Source organism: Sphingobacterium lumbrici, from assembly GCF_006476045.1.
Taxonomy (GTDB): Bacteria; Bacteroidota; Bacteroidia; order Sphingobacteriales; family Sphingobacteriaceae; genus Sphingobacterium; species Sphingobacterium lumbrici.
This window is the reverse complement of sequence record NZ_SRZY01000011.1, coordinates 395,748-413,638: the sequence shown is the minus strand read 5'-3', so window position 1 is coordinate 413,638 and position 17,891 is coordinate 395,748. Positions and strand designations below refer to the sequence as shown.

General features: G+C 40.3%; 16 protein-coding genes. 14 read left to right on the top strand and 2 right to left on the bottom strand.

All coding sequences use genetic code 11. The annotated features are described in order from the left end of the window. Positions 1–399: 399 nt before the first annotated feature. Positions 400–1,029: a 3-oxoacid CoA-transferase subunit B gene (locus E4F24_RS03970; RefSeq protein WP_140937365.1), complete on the bottom strand. Its 630-nt coding sequence runs from the start codon at positions 1,027–1,029 to the stop codon at positions 400–402. Positions 1,030–1,033: 4 nt separating this feature from the next. Then, positions 1,034–1,747, bottom strand: a complete 714-nt coding sequence (locus E4F24_RS03965) for a CoA transferase subunit A (RefSeq protein ID WP_140937364.1) — start codon at positions 1,745–1,747, stop codon at positions 1,034–1,036. 154 nt (positions 1,748–1,901) lie between these two features. Here E4F24_RS03965 and E4F24_RS03960 point away from each other — a divergent pair, with 154 nt between their 5' ends. The 14 genes from E4F24_RS03960 (at position 1,902) to E4F24_RS03895 (ending at position 17,887) form a co-directional block, all read left to right on the top strand. Beyond that, positions 1,902–2,495, top strand: coding sequence for a hypothetical protein (locus tag E4F24_RS03960; RefSeq protein WP_140937363.1), 594 nt, complete (start codon positions 1,902–1,904; stop codon positions 2,493–2,495). A 149-nt stretch (positions 2,496–2,644) separates the two neighbouring features. Then, the gene (atpD, locus tag E4F24_RS03955; protein ID WP_140937362.1) at positions 2,645–4,147 is read left to right on the top strand and encodes a F0F1 ATP synthase subunit beta; all 1,503 of its coding nucleotides are present in this window, start codon (positions 2,645–2,647) and stop codon (positions 4,145–4,147) included. 83 nt (positions 4,148–4,230) lie between these two features. Then, the gene (gene atpC, locus E4F24_RS03950) at positions 4,231–4,479 is read left to right on the top strand and encodes an ATP synthase F1 subunit epsilon (protein ID WP_140937361.1); all 249 of its coding nucleotides are present in this window, start codon (positions 4,231–4,233) and stop codon (positions 4,477–4,479) included. 364 nt (positions 4,480–4,843) lie between these two features. Next, positions 4,844–5,734, top strand: coding sequence for a branched-chain amino acid transaminase (locus E4F24_RS03945; protein WP_140937615.1), 891 nt, complete (start codon positions 4,844–4,846; stop codon positions 5,732–5,734). Next, a complete protein-coding gene (gene ilvD / locus E4F24_RS03940; RefSeq protein ID WP_140937360.1) occupies positions 5,718–7,418 on the top strand; it encodes a dihydroxy-acid dehydratase in 1,701 nt (566 codons plus the stop codon). Before E4F24_RS03945 ends, ilvD begins: the two co-directional genes overlap by 17 nt. A 149-nt stretch (positions 7,419–7,567) precedes the next feature. Beyond that, on the top strand, positions 7,568–9,307 hold the full coding sequence (ilvB, locus tag E4F24_RS03935) for a biosynthetic-type acetolactate synthase large subunit (protein WP_140937359.1): 1,740 nt from the start codon (positions 7,568–7,570) through the stop codon (positions 9,305–9,307). Positions 9,308–9,309: 2 nt separating this feature from the next. Beyond that, a complete protein-coding gene (ilvN, locus tag E4F24_RS03930; RefSeq protein WP_140937358.1) occupies positions 9,310–9,900 on the top strand; it encodes an acetolactate synthase small subunit in 591 nt (196 codons plus the stop codon). Positions 9,901–9,991: 91 nt separating this feature from the next. Then, on the top strand, positions 9,992–10,462 hold the full coding sequence (locus E4F24_RS03925; RefSeq protein WP_140937357.1) for a DinB family protein: 471 nt from the start codon (positions 9,992–9,994) through the stop codon (positions 10,460–10,462). Positions 10,463–10,502: 40 nt separating this feature from the next. Beyond that, the gene (gene ilvC, locus E4F24_RS03920; protein ID WP_140937356.1) at positions 10,503–11,984 is read left to right on the top strand and encodes a ketol-acid reductoisomerase; all 1,482 of its coding nucleotides are present in this window, start codon (positions 10,503–10,505) and stop codon (positions 11,982–11,984) included. A gap of 96 nt (positions 11,985–12,080) precedes the next feature. After that, a complete protein-coding gene (leuC, locus tag E4F24_RS03915) occupies positions 12,081–13,484 on the top strand; it encodes a 3-isopropylmalate dehydratase large subunit (protein WP_140937355.1) in 1,404 nt (467 codons plus the stop codon). A gap of 21 nt (positions 13,485–13,505) precedes the next feature. Then, the gene (leuD, locus tag E4F24_RS03910) at positions 13,506–14,090 is read left to right on the top strand and encodes a 3-isopropylmalate dehydratase small subunit (protein WP_140937354.1); all 585 of its coding nucleotides are present in this window, start codon (positions 13,506–13,508) and stop codon (positions 14,088–14,090) included. Beyond that, a complete protein-coding gene (locus E4F24_RS03905; protein WP_181182356.1) occupies positions 14,090–15,553 on the top strand; it encodes an ATP-binding cassette domain-containing protein in 1,464 nt (487 codons plus the stop codon). The genes leuD and E4F24_RS03905 overlap by 1 nt, the downstream gene beginning before the upstream one ends. 7 nt (positions 15,554–15,560) lie before the next feature. Then, a complete protein-coding gene (gene leuB, locus E4F24_RS03900; protein WP_140937352.1) occupies positions 15,561–16,634 on the top strand; it encodes a 3-isopropylmalate dehydrogenase in 1,074 nt (357 codons plus the stop codon). 98 nt (positions 16,635–16,732) lie between these two features. After that, positions 16,733–17,887: a 2-isopropylmalate synthase gene (locus E4F24_RS03895; protein ID WP_140937351.1), complete on the top strand. Its 1,155-nt coding sequence runs from the start codon at positions 16,733–16,735 to the stop codon at positions 17,885–17,887. Positions 17,888–17,891 lie beyond the last annotated feature (4 nt).

The window sequence follows — 17,891 nt, the reverse complement described above, 5'->3', positions numbered from 1 at the left end:
TAAAAAATCACAAAGACTACTATTTCTATGGATTTAATATCTATCATTCTAGGTAAACCCATGCAAGAAAGGAACCACCACTTTTCCGCCACCATTTTCAGAACAGCGGGTGATGACGTCATTGATGATAGCGATATTGTATTCATAAATACACTATCACCTTTGATACCGTAATCAGTTATCAAATAGATTTTATTTGCAAAAGCAGGTGCTAAGATTAAAGCTCTAATACTGTTTCATTTCGTCCACGAACCACTACCATACTATTGTGAACAAGCCTGTAGCGAAAAAATAAAAAAACTAGAAAGAGCAGCCAAAAAATCGATTCATAACGGATAACTTTAATTAAAAAGGTTATTTAACTCTTCGAAGAGTTAAATAACGCTGTGCAACCCACGTCTATTCCACAAGTTTTCCTTGCGTACTGTATCTCACTTGATCTAGAGTTACGCCTTCATGCAATTCAACGATCTTGAAACCGCCCATCGGTAATACATCGAAAACCCCTAACTCCGTAACGATCTTCTTTACACACTTAATACCTGTTAATGGCAAGGTACAGGCGGACAGTAATTTGGACTCGCCTGCCTTATTAACATGCTGCATGGCTACAATTATATTTTGCGCACTGGCAACAAGATCCATTGCTCCTCCCATACCTTTCACCATCTTGCCCGGAATCTTCCAATTTGCAATATCCCCCTGCTCGGAAACCTCCATAGCACCCAAAATAGTAAGATCAATTTTTCGTGAACGAATCATACCGAAACTCATCGCAGAATCAAAGAAAACAGAACCGGGCAATGTGGTAATAGTTTGCTTACCTGCATTAATGTAATCCGGATCCTCTTCTCCTTCATGTGGAAATGGGCCCATCCCTAATAAACCATTCTCACTTTGTAGCACTACATCGATATCATCTGAAATATAATTGGCCACCAGGGTCGGAATACCGATACCCAAATTTACATAATATCCATCTTTTATTTCCTTCGCAATACGTTTTGCGATTCCATATTTATCTAGCATAGGTTTAGTCTTTTGGTCTGAAAGTTCGCTGCTCTATTCGCTTCTCATAGTTTTCACCTTGAAAAATCCGGTGTACATATACTCCGGGAGTATGAATAAAATTAGGATCCAATACCCCCGGCTCTACCAGTTCTTCTACTTCGGCAATGGTAACCTTACCACACATGGCCATCGTATGGTTAAAATTCTGGGCTGTCCCTCTATATATTAAATTACCCATACGGTCGCCCTTCCAGGCCTTCACCAGTGCGAAATCCGGTTCGAATGCGTATTCCATTAAATAGTCCTTTTCTACGCCATGAAATTTAAATTTGCGAACTTCTTTACCCTCAGCTACCTCCGTCCCCACACCGGCTGGGGTATACACCACCGGGAGGCCATATCCCCCAGCCATCAAACGCGTGGCCAAAGTACCTTGGGGTACTAGTTCCACTTCCAATTCGCCACTTAACATCTGCCTTTCAAATTCTGCATTCTCACCTACATAGGAAGCGATCATTTTTTTAATCTGTTTGCCTTGCAACAAAAGACCCAATCCAAAATCATCTACTCCGGCATTATTGCTAATACAAGTTAACTCCTTCAGGTTCTTTGCTATCAACGCGGCGATAAGATTTTCAGGAATACCGCACAGTCCAAATCCTCCAACAGCAATTGTCATCCCACTCTTGACTTCACCTATTGCTTCGATCGCATTTGATACACTTTTATTTATCATAGATTCTACTGGTTTATTCATTTCGTCTACCGAATATCGTATTTATCTTCTTAAAATACATCAATTAATTAGAAAATTATACAACAAGTTATTTGGAGGTATGCATTATATTTTCAAAATTTATGTTACATTTAATAAAACACTATATTTATCCATGCTAAAATTTATACACGTACTCACATTTCTTTTGTTAATTTCAACTGCTTTTGGACAGAAAATCAATCTTCAAGAGGCTTTGACTAAAAGTTCCATTGATAGCCAATTTTACTACCTAAATATGCTATCGCGTTCGCAAGATGTTGATTTCAAAGTAATCCGCAAAACAAACTTAGAACGTATCCGCCAAAACACACGCGATACACTGAACAGCTTACATACAGAAATCCTGGAGCTAAAAAACTCAAGTTCGTCTGCTGTAACCGCCAACAAAGACCTGACAGACAGTGTCCAAAATCTACAAACACAGTTGAATGTCGAAAAGTTAAAGACAGACAACATATCCTTCTTGGGCGTAAACTTCTCAAAAAGCGGATATCATACACTTGTATGGCTCTTGATTATCGTACTTACCATAGCATTTATAGCCACGCTCTTTGCTTTCCGAAAAGCAAAAGTAGATACTGTAGCATCTAAGAGGAACGCTGAAGAATTTCAAGAGGAGCTACATGCGTACAAAAAGAAAGCATTGGAAAAAGAGCAACAATTAAAAAGACAGCTGCTTGACGAACAACTGAAAAGAAACTCCTGATTCAATCGCAAATAAGAAGTTTTTAAAAAACATTCATTTATTTAATAAAGAAGTTTTGCTTTTAGCATGATAAAACTTATTTTTGCATTCCAAATCACAGATTGAATGATCTGTAATTAAATAGATTAATAAATTTTAGTCCCTATAATATGCCCAATATTGGTAAAATAGCACAGATTATCGGCCCAGTGGTTGACGTCAACTTTGCCGACAATGAAAATCTTCCTAAGATTTACGATGCACTGTACATTGAGAAAGATAATGGACAACGTGTCGTTTTAGAAGTTCAACAACACTTAGGCGAAGAACGTGTTCGTACTATTGCCATGGATGCAACCGAAGGTTTGGTACGTGGAATGAAAGTAGTAGATACTGGCGCTCCTATTAAAATGCCTATTGGCGAAGAAGTTAAAGGCCGTGTATTCAACGTAGTTGGAGATCCTATTGATGGTATCCGTGCATTGGACAAAACGAATGGACGTTCTATCCACAATGTACCACCAAGATTTGAAGATCTTTCTACGGAATCTGAAATTCTTTTTACCGGCATTAAAGTGATCGATTTATTAGAACCCTACGCAAAAGGGGGTAAAATCGGTTTGTTTGGTGGTGCCGGGGTAGGTAAAACTGTATTAATCCAAGAGTTAATCAACAATATCGCAAAAGGACACGGTGGTCTTTCTGTATTTGCGGGTGTAGGTGAGCGTACACGTGAAGGTAATGACTTATTACGTGAAATGTTGGAATCAGGCATTATCAAATATGGAGAGCATTTCATGGAAGGCATGGAAAAAGGCGAATGGCCTTTAGAAAGTGTAGATCAGGAATTGTTGAAAGAGTCTAAATGTACTTTTGTATTCGGTCAAATGAATGAGCCTCCAGGTGCACGTGCTCGCGTTGCTTTATCCGGATTAACAATTGCGGAATATTTCCGTGATGGTGACGGTGAAGGACAAGGTCGTGATGTATTATTCTTCATCGACAATATCTTCCGTTTTACACAAGCGGGTTCTGAGGTTTCTGCTCTTTTAGGTCGTATGCCTTCAGCTGTAGGTTACCAACCGACATTAGCTACAGAAATGGGACTGATGCAAGAGCGCATTACCTCAACTAAAAATGGATCTATTACTTCTGTACAAGCGGTATATGTACCTGCCGATGACTTAACTGACCCTGCGCCAGCGACAACTTTTGCTCACTTGGACGCGACTACAGTATTGTCTCGTAAGATTGCTGAATTGGGTATTTATCCTGCGGTAGACCCATTAGATTCTACTTCCCGGATTTTATCGCCGACAGTTTTAGGTCATGAGCATTACAATACAGCACAACGTGTGAAAGAAATTTTACAACGTTACAAAGAGCTTCAAGATATTATCGCCATATTAGGTATGGATGAGTTATCCGAAGAAGATAAATTAACAGTATCACGCGCACGTCGTGTTCAACGTTTCTTATCTCAACCTTTCCATGTTGCTGAGCAATTCACAGGCTTGAAAGGCGTATTAGTAGACATCAAAGACACGATCAAAGGTTTCAACATGATCATCGATGGAGAAGTAGACGAATATCCTGAAGCAGCTTTCAACTTAGTTGGCAATATAGAAGAAGCAATCGAAAAAGGTAAAAAATTATTAGCAGAAGCAGTTTAATAGTACTGAGTACAACGTATTAAGTATAGGGTATTAGTACTCACATCTTAATACGTTGTACTTAATGCTCAATTCTAGTTAGAATGAAATTAACAATTATTACTCCAGACAAATTAGCATACGAAGGCGAAGTAACTGCGGTTGCAGTTCCAGGTTCTGCAGGCTCTTTTCAAATCTTAAAGGATCACGCGGCTATTGTGTCTACACTAGACGATGGCAAAGTCATTATCAAAAAAGGCAATGATGAACAGGTCATTATTATTAAAGGTGGTGTGGTAGAAGTAAAGGACAACAATATCATCGTTTTGGCAGAAGGAATTGTACAAGACTAATAAAAAATAATACGAGATAAATAGCCCTTAAGACTTCAAGTTTTAAGGGCTATTTTTTTTGCAGTTTCTTTAAAAAAAACCATTTTCAAGAAGAATTTTGACTTTTGATCCTGCTTCACGAAACTTCTAAAAATATACCAATTTTAATTCTAGTCTACATGTTGACAAATTAAAATTTTATTTAATATAAATATTAGATATATTATTTTAAATAAATAAAAAAAACAAAATAAAAAACTTTTTTAAAATAATATGAATAACTATTGTAAAGAATTTTAATTCGAGCTAACTTAACAATGTTATAATTTTGATTGATATAAGAGTTCTTGGCAAGGAACTTTTTATCACAAAGAAATCAGGGAAAATGCAGTACTACAATCAGAACACTTTAATTTATTTGAATGGCGACTTTGTGAAAGCACATGGTGCTGGCGCTGATCTATTTGGTCAATCACTTCACTATGGATACGGAGCTTTTGAAGGACTCCGGTCATATAGTACACACAATGGTATACGGATATTTAAAGCCGAAGAACATTTTAAGCGTTTAGAAGAATCATGTAATGCTATCAACCTTCCCTATTCCTGGAATAATCGGATATTGGTCGAAAAAACATATGATCTATTGGCAGCTAATAATTTAAGATCTGCTTATATCAGACCATTGGTTTTTTCTGGTTCCAATATGCACTTGACTACATCAACCGATGCAAATATAATGATAGCTGCATGGGAATGGGGACCGTACTTAGGTCAGAATTTATTAAAAGTAAACATTTCCAATATCGAGCGTCCTAACCCAAAATCATTCCGCGTAGATGCCAAGATATCGGGACAGTACATCAATTCTATCATGGCCACAAGCGAAGCCATTAACAATGGTTTTGATGAAGCCTTACTATTAGATCAAGATGGTTTTGTGGCACAGGCATCCAGTGAGAATATATTTATAGAAAAGGATTTCAAAATTTACACCCCCCCATTGGAAAATATTTTCCCGGGAATCACTCGCCAAACGGTAGTTGATATCTGTAAAGATCTAAACTTTGAGATCATCGAAAAGAAACTAACGGTCGAAGATGTATATCAGGCTGACAGTGCTTTTCTAAGCGGCACAGCAGCAGAGATCATCGGTATAAAACAAGTCGATCATGTTGTATATAAAGACCATTGGGAACATACGATAGGAGCGTCGATCCAAAGAAAATATAAAAATTTAGTATTAGAGCAAGAGAATTATGAAGTCATCATCTGACAGCACAAACGTATTAAACAAGTATAGCCGCATTTTTACACAAGACAAAACACAACCGGCAGCCAAAGCTATGCTGTACGGGATCGGATTAACCGATGCGGATATGGAAAAAGCACAAGTGGGCATTGCCAGTATGGGGTACGATGGAAACACCTGTAATATGCATTTGAACGACTTGGCACAGGCGGTAAAAAAGGGCGTATGGGCCAGTGATTTAGTAGGCCTGACTTTCGGCACAATCGGCGTCAGTGATGGGATGAGTAATGGTACAGATGGCATGCGCTATTCCCTAGTTTCACGCGATGTCATCGCAGATAGTATCGAAACAATCTGTGGTGGACAATATTACGATGGGGTAATTGCAATTCCGGGTTGTGATAAGAATATGCCCGGAGCTATTATAGCAATGGGCCGTTTGAACCGCCCTGCCATCATGGTATATGGCGGCACGATTGCTCCCGGGCACTACAAAGGAGAAGAATTAAATATTGTATCTGCTTTTGAAGCATTGGGTAAAAAAATCGCAGGTACTATTTCGGATGAAGATTATGACGGTGTAATCCGACATACTTGTCCCGGTGCAGGTGCATGTGGAGGTATGTATACAGCTAACACAATGGCTTCCGCGATTGAAGCGTTGGGAATGAGCCTACCTTACTCCTCTTCCAATCCAGCTGTATCTACAGAAAAACAGAACGAATGTCTTGAAGCGGGAAGATATATAAAAATTCTTTTAGAAAAAGATATAAAACCATCTGATATCATGACACGGAAAGCTTTTGAAAATGCGATTCGTACCATCGTCATATTAGGAGGTTCTACGAATGCTGTGTTACATTTTATTGCTATCGGCAAGTCCGTAGGTGTAGACATTACACAGGATGATTTCCAACGGATGTCGGATGAAACTCCGGTATTAGCGGATTTCAAGCCATCCGGTAAATATTTAATGCAGGATTTACATCAATATGGTGGTGTACCTGCTGTGTTGCGTTATTTGTTGGATGAAGGTTTGTTGCATGGCGACTGCTTAACGGTAACGGGTAAAACACTTGCTGAAAACTTGGAGGGTGTAAAATCTATTATCGATTATAACCAACCCATCATCCAAAAATTGGATAATCCAATTAAAGCGACTGGCCATTTACAGATTCTCTATGGTAATCTCGCCGAAAAAGGTTCCGTAGCAAAAATTTCGGGTAAAGAGGGCGAAAAGTTCAGTGGCCCAGCCCGCGTATTCGACGGTGAACATGATCTGGTCGCAGGTGTTGCATCGGGTAGAATTAAACCCGGAGATGTCGTCGTCATCAAGAATGAAGGCCCTAAAGGCGCCCCCGGAATGCCCGAAATGTTGAAACCTACCGCTTTAATTATCGGTGCGGGACTAGGCAAGTCTATTGCCTTGATTACCGATGGTCGTTTCTCTGGTGGCACCCACGGTTTTGTAGTAGGGCATATCACTCCTGAAGCTTATGAAGGCGGATTAATCGGATTAGTAAAGGATGATGACATTATCGAAATTGATGCCGTTAACAATACGCTGAACCTAAAAGTGTCTGACGAAGAGATTGCTAACCGCCGCGCTACGTGGACACAACCTGCATTAAAAGTAACAAAGGGTGTGTTGTACAAATATGCAAAAACTGTTGCAGATGCTTCACAGGGATGTGTAACGGATTTGTAGTAACGTAATAAGTAAAAAATCAAAAGTAAAAACTGAACTTGTTGGCGTCTTGCTGGGTGAGCAAGTTCATTGAAGATAATTAAAAATTAAAAAAGTAATAAGACATCCAGATTTTTGACTTAGAACTTTTGACTTAATAATTAAAGAAAATGAGTACACTGGAAAAAACGGAAAAGGAACAAGCTACTAGCGCCACTACACAACAATTGAGCGGTTCGCAAGCGGTTTTAGAGGCCTTAATCCACGAAGGGGTAGATACCATTTTTGGATATCCGGGTGGCGCTATTATGCCAATTTATGATGCATTGTATGATTACAATGATAAATTGACCCATATCCTCGTACGCCACGAACAAGGAGGAATCCATGCGGCACAGGGTTATGCACGAACATCAAAGCGCGTAGGTGTCGCTTTTGCAACAAGTGGTCCCGGCGCGACTAACCTAGTCACCGGACTGGCAGATGCTATGATCGATAGCAATCCTATTGTCTGCATTACAGGACAGGTCTTCGCTTCTTTGCTTGGGACAGATGCTTTCCAAGAAACAGATGTTATTAATATTACGACACCTGTTACAAAATGGAACTATCAGGTGACGGATGCAACCGAAATTCCAGGTGTACTGGCAAGGGCTTTTTATATCGCACGCACCGGCCGACCTGGCCCTGTACTAATCGATATTACTAAAAACGCACAGTTGCAATTATTCGATTATAAAGGATACGAATTCTGTAATCATATCCGGAGCTATAGGCCTCAACCTATTGTCCGTCATGAATATATTGAGCAAGCAGCTCAATTGATCAATGAAGCGAAAAAACCATTTGTGATTTTTGGACAAGGGATTATCTTAGGAAAGGCAGAGCAAGAGTTAAAAAACTTTATTGAAAAAGGAGGGTTCCCCGCTGCTACAACTGTAATGGGGTTGAGCGCGCTGGAAACGGATCATCCACAGCATGTTGGTATGTTAGGCATGCACGGAAACTATGCCCCCAACGTTATGACCAATGAGTGTGATGTTTTAATTGCCATAGGTATGCGATTTGATGATCGGGTTACCGGACGCCTTGACAAATATGCCAAACAAGCTCAAGTAATTCATCTGGACATAGACCCCGCTGAGATCGACAAAAATGTAAAAACTACAGTGCCTGTTTGGGGAGATTGCAAGGAAACCTTACCGCTTTTGACAAATTTAATCAACCAACAGGATCACAGTAACTGGCTCCAACAATTCCGCGAACTGGAAAAAGAAGAGATAAAAGAGGTAATCCACGATGAACTTAACCCGACAAGTGATGTGATGACTATGGGGGAGGTCATTAATGTATTGAACGAACTAACCGGCGGTAATGCTGTAATCGTTACAGACGTTGGTCAGCACCAAATGGTGACCTGCCGCTATGCCAAATTCAATTCTTCCAATTCTAATGTTACTTCAGGAGGACTGGGAACGATGGGATTTGGGTTGCCAGCAGCTATTGGCGCTTGGTATGGAGCTCCAGAACGTGACGTAGTTGCCATCATCGGAGACGGTGGTATACAAATGACTATTCAGGAACTGGGAACAATTATGCAATTTGGTGCTAAAGTCAAAATCTTAATTCTAAACAATGAGTTCCTGGGTATGGTGCGTCAATGGCAACAGCTCTTCCACGACAAGCGTTACTCTTTTGTAAATATTACGAGTCCTGACTTCGTTGCGGTAGCAAAAGGATATTACATAGACGGTAACAAAATCTCAGAAAGAAAAGATTTACGTGATGCCCTAAAAACGATGCTAGATCATGACAGTTCTTATCTTTTGGAAGTAATGGTAGGTAAGGAAAATAATGTATTCCCTATGGTGGCTCAAGGTACATCCGTATCAGAAATTAGATTGAAGTAAAAATGGAAAAACAAGAATATACTATCACTTTATATACAGAGAACTCTATTGGTATGATAGGCCGTATCTCTGGGATTTTTTCTAGACGTAAAATCAATATCGAGAGTTTAAATACCTCCCCTTCTGAAGTGGAGGGTATCCACCGCTTTACGATTTTAATTACAGAATCCGAAGAGGTCGTGCGTAAACTATGCCGCCAGATCGAAAAACAGGTGGAAGTATTAAAAGCCTATTTCAATACAAATGACGAACTGATCTGGCAAGAACAAGCCTTATACAAGGTACCGGCAAATATGATTGCGGAGAAAGCCTATGTCGAGCGACTATTGCGCCAATACGGTGCGAACGTAGTCGTAATCCGTAACGACTATATCGTTTTTGAAACGGCAGGTCACCGTGAAGAGATCGATAGATTGACAGAGGAATTGGGAAAATATAATCTCATTGAATTCGTACGGGGTGCTCGTATAGCAATTATTAAAGAGAGTGCCGGTTTCCACTCCAAATTGATCCAATTTGAGAAAACAGAGCCTTCTCCAGAAATCGTAGAAAACGAATTCCTGGATCAGCAAGACAATGTTTTTACAATGTAAAAAAGGGTTGAAGAACAAAGATTGATGGAATAAGGCTCAAAGAAAAAGCTCGTTACTCAATACTTTGTACTAAATACTCAACACTAAAGAAATGGAAAAAACATTCAAATACATTATACAAGCGCGCAAAGCCTTTATCCAATTGGTCGACAGTCTGACTATTGAACAGTTGAACCATATTCCTGCGGGCTTTAACAACAATGTCATCTGGAATTTTGGACATATCGTCGTCGCAACCCAAGGGTTGTGTTATCTTCGTACAGAAGTACAGCCGGACTATATCGTTAAATATGGCGCAGCTTATACCAAAGGAACAAAACCGACATATACTGTCACCCAAGAAGAAGTCGATGATTTAAAAATATTGGCGATCCAAACCGTTGAACAGATTGAAAAGGACTATAATGCCGGTGTTTTTACAGACATTACCCCTTTTACAACAGATACGTATAAAGAGATCATGCCAACTATTGAGGACGTCATTACGACTACGGTCGGTCATGATAATCTTCATTTTGGTTATGCTCTCGCACAAAGAAGAATCATCAACAACAATAAATAAGCAACTTAAACTAAAAAAGAAAAGCATTAATAATAAAAAAATGGCAAATTATTTCAACACGTTATCTCTTAGAGAACAACTAAGACAGTTAGGACAAGCAGAATTTATGGATTCATCAGAATTCGCAGATGGTGTACAAGCTTTAAAAGGTAAAAAGATTGTAATTGTAGGATGTGGCGCTCAAGGTCTAAACCAAGGTTTGAACTTAAGAGATAGCGGGTTAGATGTGTCTTACACGTTACGCAAAGAAGCTATTGAACAAAAAAGAGATTCTTGGAAAAATGCAACGGACAACAATTTCAACGTAGGAACATACGAAGAACTAATTCCTACAGCGGATCTTGTAATCAATTTAACTCCAGATAAACAACATACATCTGTCATCAATGCCGTAATGCCCTTGATGAAACAAGGTGCAACCTTATCGTATTCACATGGTTTTAACATCGTGGAAGAGGGTATGCAAATCCGTAATGATTTAACGGTAATCATGGTGGCTCCTAAATGTCCGGGATCTGAGGTACGTGCAGAATATTTAAGAGGCTTTGGTGTACCTACGTTGATCGCCGTTCACCCCGAAAATGACCCTCAAGGTAAAGGTTGGGCTGAAGCTAAAGCATACTGTGTGGGTACAGGTGGCGACCGTGCAGGTGTGTTGAAATCCTCTTTCGTAGCAGAAGTAAAATCTGACTTAATGGGTGAACAAACTATCCTTTGTGGTTTGTTACAAACAGGCTCTATTCTTTCTTTCAACAAAATGGTCGAAAAAGGAATCAACGCGGGATACGCTTCAAAACTAGTACAGTACGGCGTTGAAGTAATCACAGAAGCATTAAAGCACGGTGGTGTGAGCGGTATGTTAGATCGCTTGAGCAATCCTGCAAAGCTTAAAGCTTTCGAAATCTCGGAAGAATTAAAAGATATTATGCGTCCGTTGTTTCAAAAACACCAAGATGATATCATCTCCGGTGAATTCTCGAAAACAATGATGGAAGACTGGGCAAATGGTGATGCAAACTTATTGAAATGGAGAGCAGAAACAGGTGAGACAGCTTTTGAAAAAACACCGGCAGGTGATGTAAAGATTGCTGAGCAAGAATATTTCGATAATTACACGCTAATGGTTGCTTTCGTAAGAGCAGGTGTTGAATTGGCTTTCGAGACGATGGTTGAAGCGGGTATTAAAGCTGAATCTGCTTACTACGAATCGCTACACGAGACACCATTGATCGCAAATACGATTGCACGTAAAAAATTATTTGAAATGAACCGTGTTATTTCGGATACTGCCGAATACGGATGTTATTTATTTGACCAAGCTTGTAAACCGCTATTGACAGATTTCATGAAAAAAGTGGACACTGATCTGGTCGGCAAAAACTTTAACGATGGAAAAGATGGCTCTGTAGATAATGTAAAATTAGTACAGGTCAATGAACTTTTAAGAGACCATCCTGTTGAAATCATCGGTAGAAAGCTACGTAAAGCGATGACGGCAATGAAAACAATAAAAACGATTTAAATTTTCGTAATTTAGGCCATGAAATAAGAGGTTAAATTTCATTTTTTTTATTTTACCCCTTATAAAATTTACAACAACATAGAGAAAGAGAGAAACATGGGAAAAACATTAGTCGAAAAAATTTGGGATGCACATGTCGTCAAACGTCAAGAAGGGTTTCCAGATATCTTATATATCGACACCCACTTGATCCATGAGGTAACGTCTCCTCAGGCGTTTGATGGATTGCGCAAAAGAGGTCTTCCGGTGTTACGTCCACAACAAACTGTAGCAACAGCCGACCATAATGTCCCGACTTTAAATCAACACCTTCCTATCAAAGAAGAACTATCCCGTTATCAAGTGGATATGCTCACTAAAAACTGTGCAGAATTTGGTATCGAGTTATATGGCCTGGGCCATCCTTATCAAGGTATTGTTCACGTTATAGGACCTGAATTAGGTATTACTCTACCTGGCAAAACCATGGTATGCGGCGATAGCCATACCTCTACTCACGGTGCATTCGGTGCGATTGCTTTTGGTATCGGGACTTCCCAAGTGGAGCAAGTTTTTGCGACACAATGCCTGTTGCAACAAAAACCAAAAACGATGAAAATCGAGGTTAATGGTGAACTGGAAAAAGGTGTGGGCGCAAAAGATATTATCTTATACATTATTGCTAAAATTTCCGCAGCTGGAGGTACAGGATACTTCATCGAGTATGCTGGATCGGCTATCCGATCCTTGAGTATGGAAGCCCGAATGACTATCTGTAACATGAGTATTGAAATGGGTGCACGCGGCGGACTGATTGCTCCAGATCAAATTACATTTGACTATGTAAATGGTCGCGAATTCGCTCCTAAAGGAGAGGAATGGGAAAGATCCCTAGCGTATTGGAAAACATTATATTCGGATGATGACGCAGAATTTGATTCCGTGTTGACATTTGATGCGGCAGACATCCAACCGATGATTACCTACGGCACAAATCCGGGTATGGGTATGGGTATTACCGAACATATCCCGACAACAGTTGCTCAACCCGAATCCGAACGTCCGTCTTACCAAAAAGCATTGGATTATATGGGATTTCAGGATGGTGAAGCAGTCATCGGAAAACCTATTGATTATGTCTTCATAGGAAGTTGCACAAACTCTCGCATTGAAGATTTACGTGAGGTAGCTGCCTTTGTACAGGGAAAACAAAAAGCTTCTAATGTAGAAGTCTGGATTGTACCAGGCTCTAAACAAGTAGAAGCACAAGCAAAATTGGAAGGCATCGATAAAGTATTCGAAGCAGCAGGTTTCCAATTGCGCGAGCCCGGTTGTTCCGCCTGTTTAGGGATGAACGAAGATAAAATTCCAGCAGGCAAATATTGTGTCTCAACTTCGAACAGAAACTTTGAAGGTCGTCAAGGTCCCAATGCGCGTACCATGCTGGTGAGCCCGCTTACCGCTGCCGCTGCCGCTGTTACGGGCAAAATTGTCGATGTTAGAGAATTGTTGGAAGCGTAGAAAGTAGTCAAAGCGATAAAAATGAAAAAATTTGAAACATTAAGCTCAAGGGTAGTACCCCTACCTATTGAAAATATTGATACGGATCAGATTATTCCGGCTCGTTTCTTAAAAGCGACGACCCGTGACGGATTTGGAGATAACCTGTTTCGTGATTGGCGATATGAAGCGGACAATCAACCAAAGGCAGATTTCGTATTGAATAACCCGATCTATAACGGAAAAATCTTAGTCGCTGGTAAAAACTTTGGCTGTGGCTCCTCACGGGAACACGCTGCTTGGGCGATTCAAGATTATGGATTTGACGTAGTTATCAGTTCATTCTTTGCAGATATCTTCAAAGGGAATGCTTTGAACAACGGCGTATTGCCGATCCAAGTTCCCGACGACTTTTTGGAAAAGATATTTGATGTGGTATTTACCAATCCCAATGCCGAGTTAATCGTAGATCTAGAAGCACAAACCGTGACCATTCCCACGACAGGAGATCAATATATTTTTGAAATCAATCCATACAAAAAATCGTGTTTAATTAATGGATATGATGACATCGACTATATCCTAAGTCAAAAAGATCTAATCGAAGAATTCGAACAAAACAGATAATGCCAATACCTTTTGTCCAGATACAGCATCTCTCGGTTCAATACGCCACACAAATCGTATTGAATAATCTTTCGTGGACGATCCAGAAGGGACAACAATGGCTTATCGGTGGCAAAAGCGGAACAGGCAAAACAACCTTAGGTAAGGCTCTTGCAGGTCTGACAGGAGCAAATGGAAATACACGAATACATTTTGACACGACAAGTCACTTACCTGCAAAAGCCTACTATATTTCCAATTGGTTTCAATTTACTAATCTGGAAGGAGACCGAAATTTCTATTATCAACAGCGCTACAATAAACACCAAGGGCAAGATACCTTAACGGTAAAAGCGGAATTGGAACATTTTGCGCAGCAGGAGAATTTAGATTTTTCGGAGATAGAAAACAGATTGATCGAATTTGGCTTTGCCGATGTGCAGCAGTCACAATTGATCGAGCTTTCGAGTGGCGAACACAAAAAGCTTCAGTTGGTGAAAGGTCTATGGCTTAAACCGCAACTTTTAATTCTTGACGAGCCTTATACCGGCTTGGATAAAAATTCACGGATTATATTAAACCAATGGCTTGATGAGCTAGCCGAGGAGGGTGTACATTTAGTTATTATCAGTAATGACACCCGCCTTCCGAACGCCATTAATCGTTTCGCACAACTGCGGGATGGAAAAATTGATGAGGTAGCCAGTCCCCAAGCGTTTGCAAAAGAAAGCATACGTCAATGTAGCACTCTGCCGGCTTTCTTAAAAGAAGTACCACATACACCTTATGATACTATTGTACAATTGCGTAACGTGCATATTCATTATGGTGAGAAAAACGTACTGAAAAATATTTCGTGGGAAGTGAAGATCGGCGAAAAGTGGGTTTTACAGGGGCCTAATGGATCTGGTAAATCTACCTTGTTGAGTCTGATCAATGGTGACCACCCACAATCTTATGGAATGGATATTCATCTGTTTGGTAATAAGAGAGGCTCGGGAGAGAGTATTTGGGACATTAAACAAAAAATTGGAATTATCTCTCCGGAAATGCATTGGTATTTTGACCAAAATGCGACGGTGTGGCATACCATCGCTTCTGGTTTTTACGATAGCATCGGTTGGTTTATCGATGTTAAATTTCAGGAGCAAAAACAGATTGAAGAATTGATGGCTTTTTTCGATTTAACGGAATACAAGAATCAATTGATTCATACCTTACCGCTGGGCAAGCAACGCTTAGCACTACTCGCAAGGACAATTATCAAGAATCCACCTTTATTGGTATTGGATGAACCTTGCCAGGGTTTGGATAGTGATCAAACCCAATATTTTAACGATGTGGTAGATGAATTGGCACAACATGGTAAAACATTAATTTATGTGGGTCATTACGAGAGTCAATTACCGAAATGCATCGAACAGCGAATTGTATTAGAACAGGGCGAAGTCATAGCCGTAGAAAATATATTAGAAAACGTTTAACACTATAATGAAAAAAAATATTCTTATTATTCCAGGCGATGGAATTGGACAAGAAGTAACTACTTGGGGAAAGCAAGTATTAGAAGCCGTAGCCCAAAAATATAACCATGAATTTGTTTTTGACGAAGCTATCATGGGGCACACGGCTATTGAAGCGACTGGTAATCCACTTCCCGATGAAACCCTGGAAAAAGCAAAAGCTTCAGATGCGATTTTATTTGGTGCCATTGGTCATGCGAAGTATGACAATGATCCTTCAGCAAAGGTACGTCCGGAACAAGGTCTCTTGAAAATACGCAAAGAGTTGGGACTCTATGCCAACCTGCGCCCGATCTTATTATTCGATGAACTATTAGATGCGTCCAGTTTGAAACCGGAGGTGTTACGTGGAACAGACATCTTATTCTTCCGCGAATTGACAGGAGATGTATATTTCGGTGAAAAAAGACGCAATGAGGACAACACATTCGCTTCTGACCTGATGAACTACCACCGTTACGAAGTAGAACGCATCGCACGCAAAGCTTATGATGCGGCACGTACGCGTAATAAAAAATTATGCTCTGTCGATAAAGCGAATGTACTGGAGACCTCTCGTCTGTGGCGCGAAGTCGTACAGGAGATCGCACAGGAGTATCCTGATGTAGAAACTGAACACATGTTTATCGATAATGCGGCAATGCAGTTGGTAAAGAATCCGAAAAAATTTGATGTCGTATTGACGGCGAATCTATTTGGCGATATATTGACAGACGAGGCTTCACAAATTGCGGGATCTATGGGTATGTTAGCTTCGGCCTCTATTGGTGACGGAACAGGATTTTTCGAACCCATCCACGGTTCAGCACACGATATAGCCAGTCAAAACAAAGCGAACCCATTAGCTTCTATCCTATCTGCAGCTTTGATGCTCGATATTGCTTTTGGTTTACAGGAAGAGGCTAAGTTGGTGACTACAGCCGTAGCGGATACATTAAAAGCGGGTTGGAGAACAGGTGATATCGCAAATGCGGAAACTGCATCCAATAAAGTTTTAGGCACAAACGAAATGGGTGCTAAAGTATTAGAATATATTAAATAAATAGCTCGCCATTGCGGGCAGAGCGAAGTAATCTAGCTGAATAAAGAGATTGATCTGCTCGCTCGCAATGACTGTTTTTAACTTTTTAATTTAAAATTATGTTACACGATCCTAATCACTTATACATCTTCGACACGACGCTTCGCGACGGTGAGCAAGTTCCCGGATGCCAATTAACGACGACAGAAAAAGTCGAAATTGCTAAAGATCTAGAACGTTTGGGCGTTGATATTATTGAAGCTGGATTTCCGGTATCAAGTCCCGGAGATTTCCAATCGGTTGTCGAGTTATCCAAAGCTGTTGACAACGTGATTATCTGCGCCTTAACCAGAGCCAATAAGAACGATATTGATGTAGCTGCTGATGCGCTAAAATACGCCAAACGTCCGCGTATACACACCGGAATCGGTTCATCGGATATGCATATCCATTACAAATTCAACAGCACCCGGGAAGAGATTTTGGAAAGAGCCATAGCAGCCGTCAAACATGCAAAATCCTATGTCGAAGACGTAGAATTCTATGCTGAAGATGCCGGACGTGCCGACTTGGTCTATCTTGCTCAAATGATCGAAGCTGTAATTGCTGCCGGTGCTACAGTAGTCAATATTCCCGATACAAATGGTTATTGCCTACCCGATCAATATGGCGCGAAGATCAAATACCTTAAAGAACATGTCAAAAATATTGACCAGGCTATCATCTCTGCACATTGCCATAATGACTTAGGATTAGCAACGGCCAATTCTATTGCTGCAGTGCAGAACGGCGCTCGGCAGGTAGAATGTACGATCAACGGTATCGGAGAGCGTGCAGGCAATACATCATTGGAGGAAGTAGCAATGATTTTAAAAGTACACAATCAATCCTTTGGAAATCTGAGCTCTAATATAGACAGTACGATGTTTACCTATATCTCACGCAAAGTGAGTGACATGATGAACATGCCGGTACAGCCCAATAAAGCTATCGTAGGCCGAAATGCATTTGCGCATAGTTCAGGGATCCATCAGGATGGCTTCTTAAAACATCGTGAAAATTATGAAATCATCCGTCCGGAGGATGTCGGTCTGGAAGAAGCTGATATTATCTTGACTGCACGATCAGGCCGTCATGCGTTAAAACATCACTTAGAGCGCCTAGGTTACCATTTGGATAAAGAAACTTTGGCCACTACATACGAGCGTTTCTTAGTTATCGCTGATGCAAAAAAAGACATTAACGATGAAGACCTACTTGCCTTAGTTAAATAATATA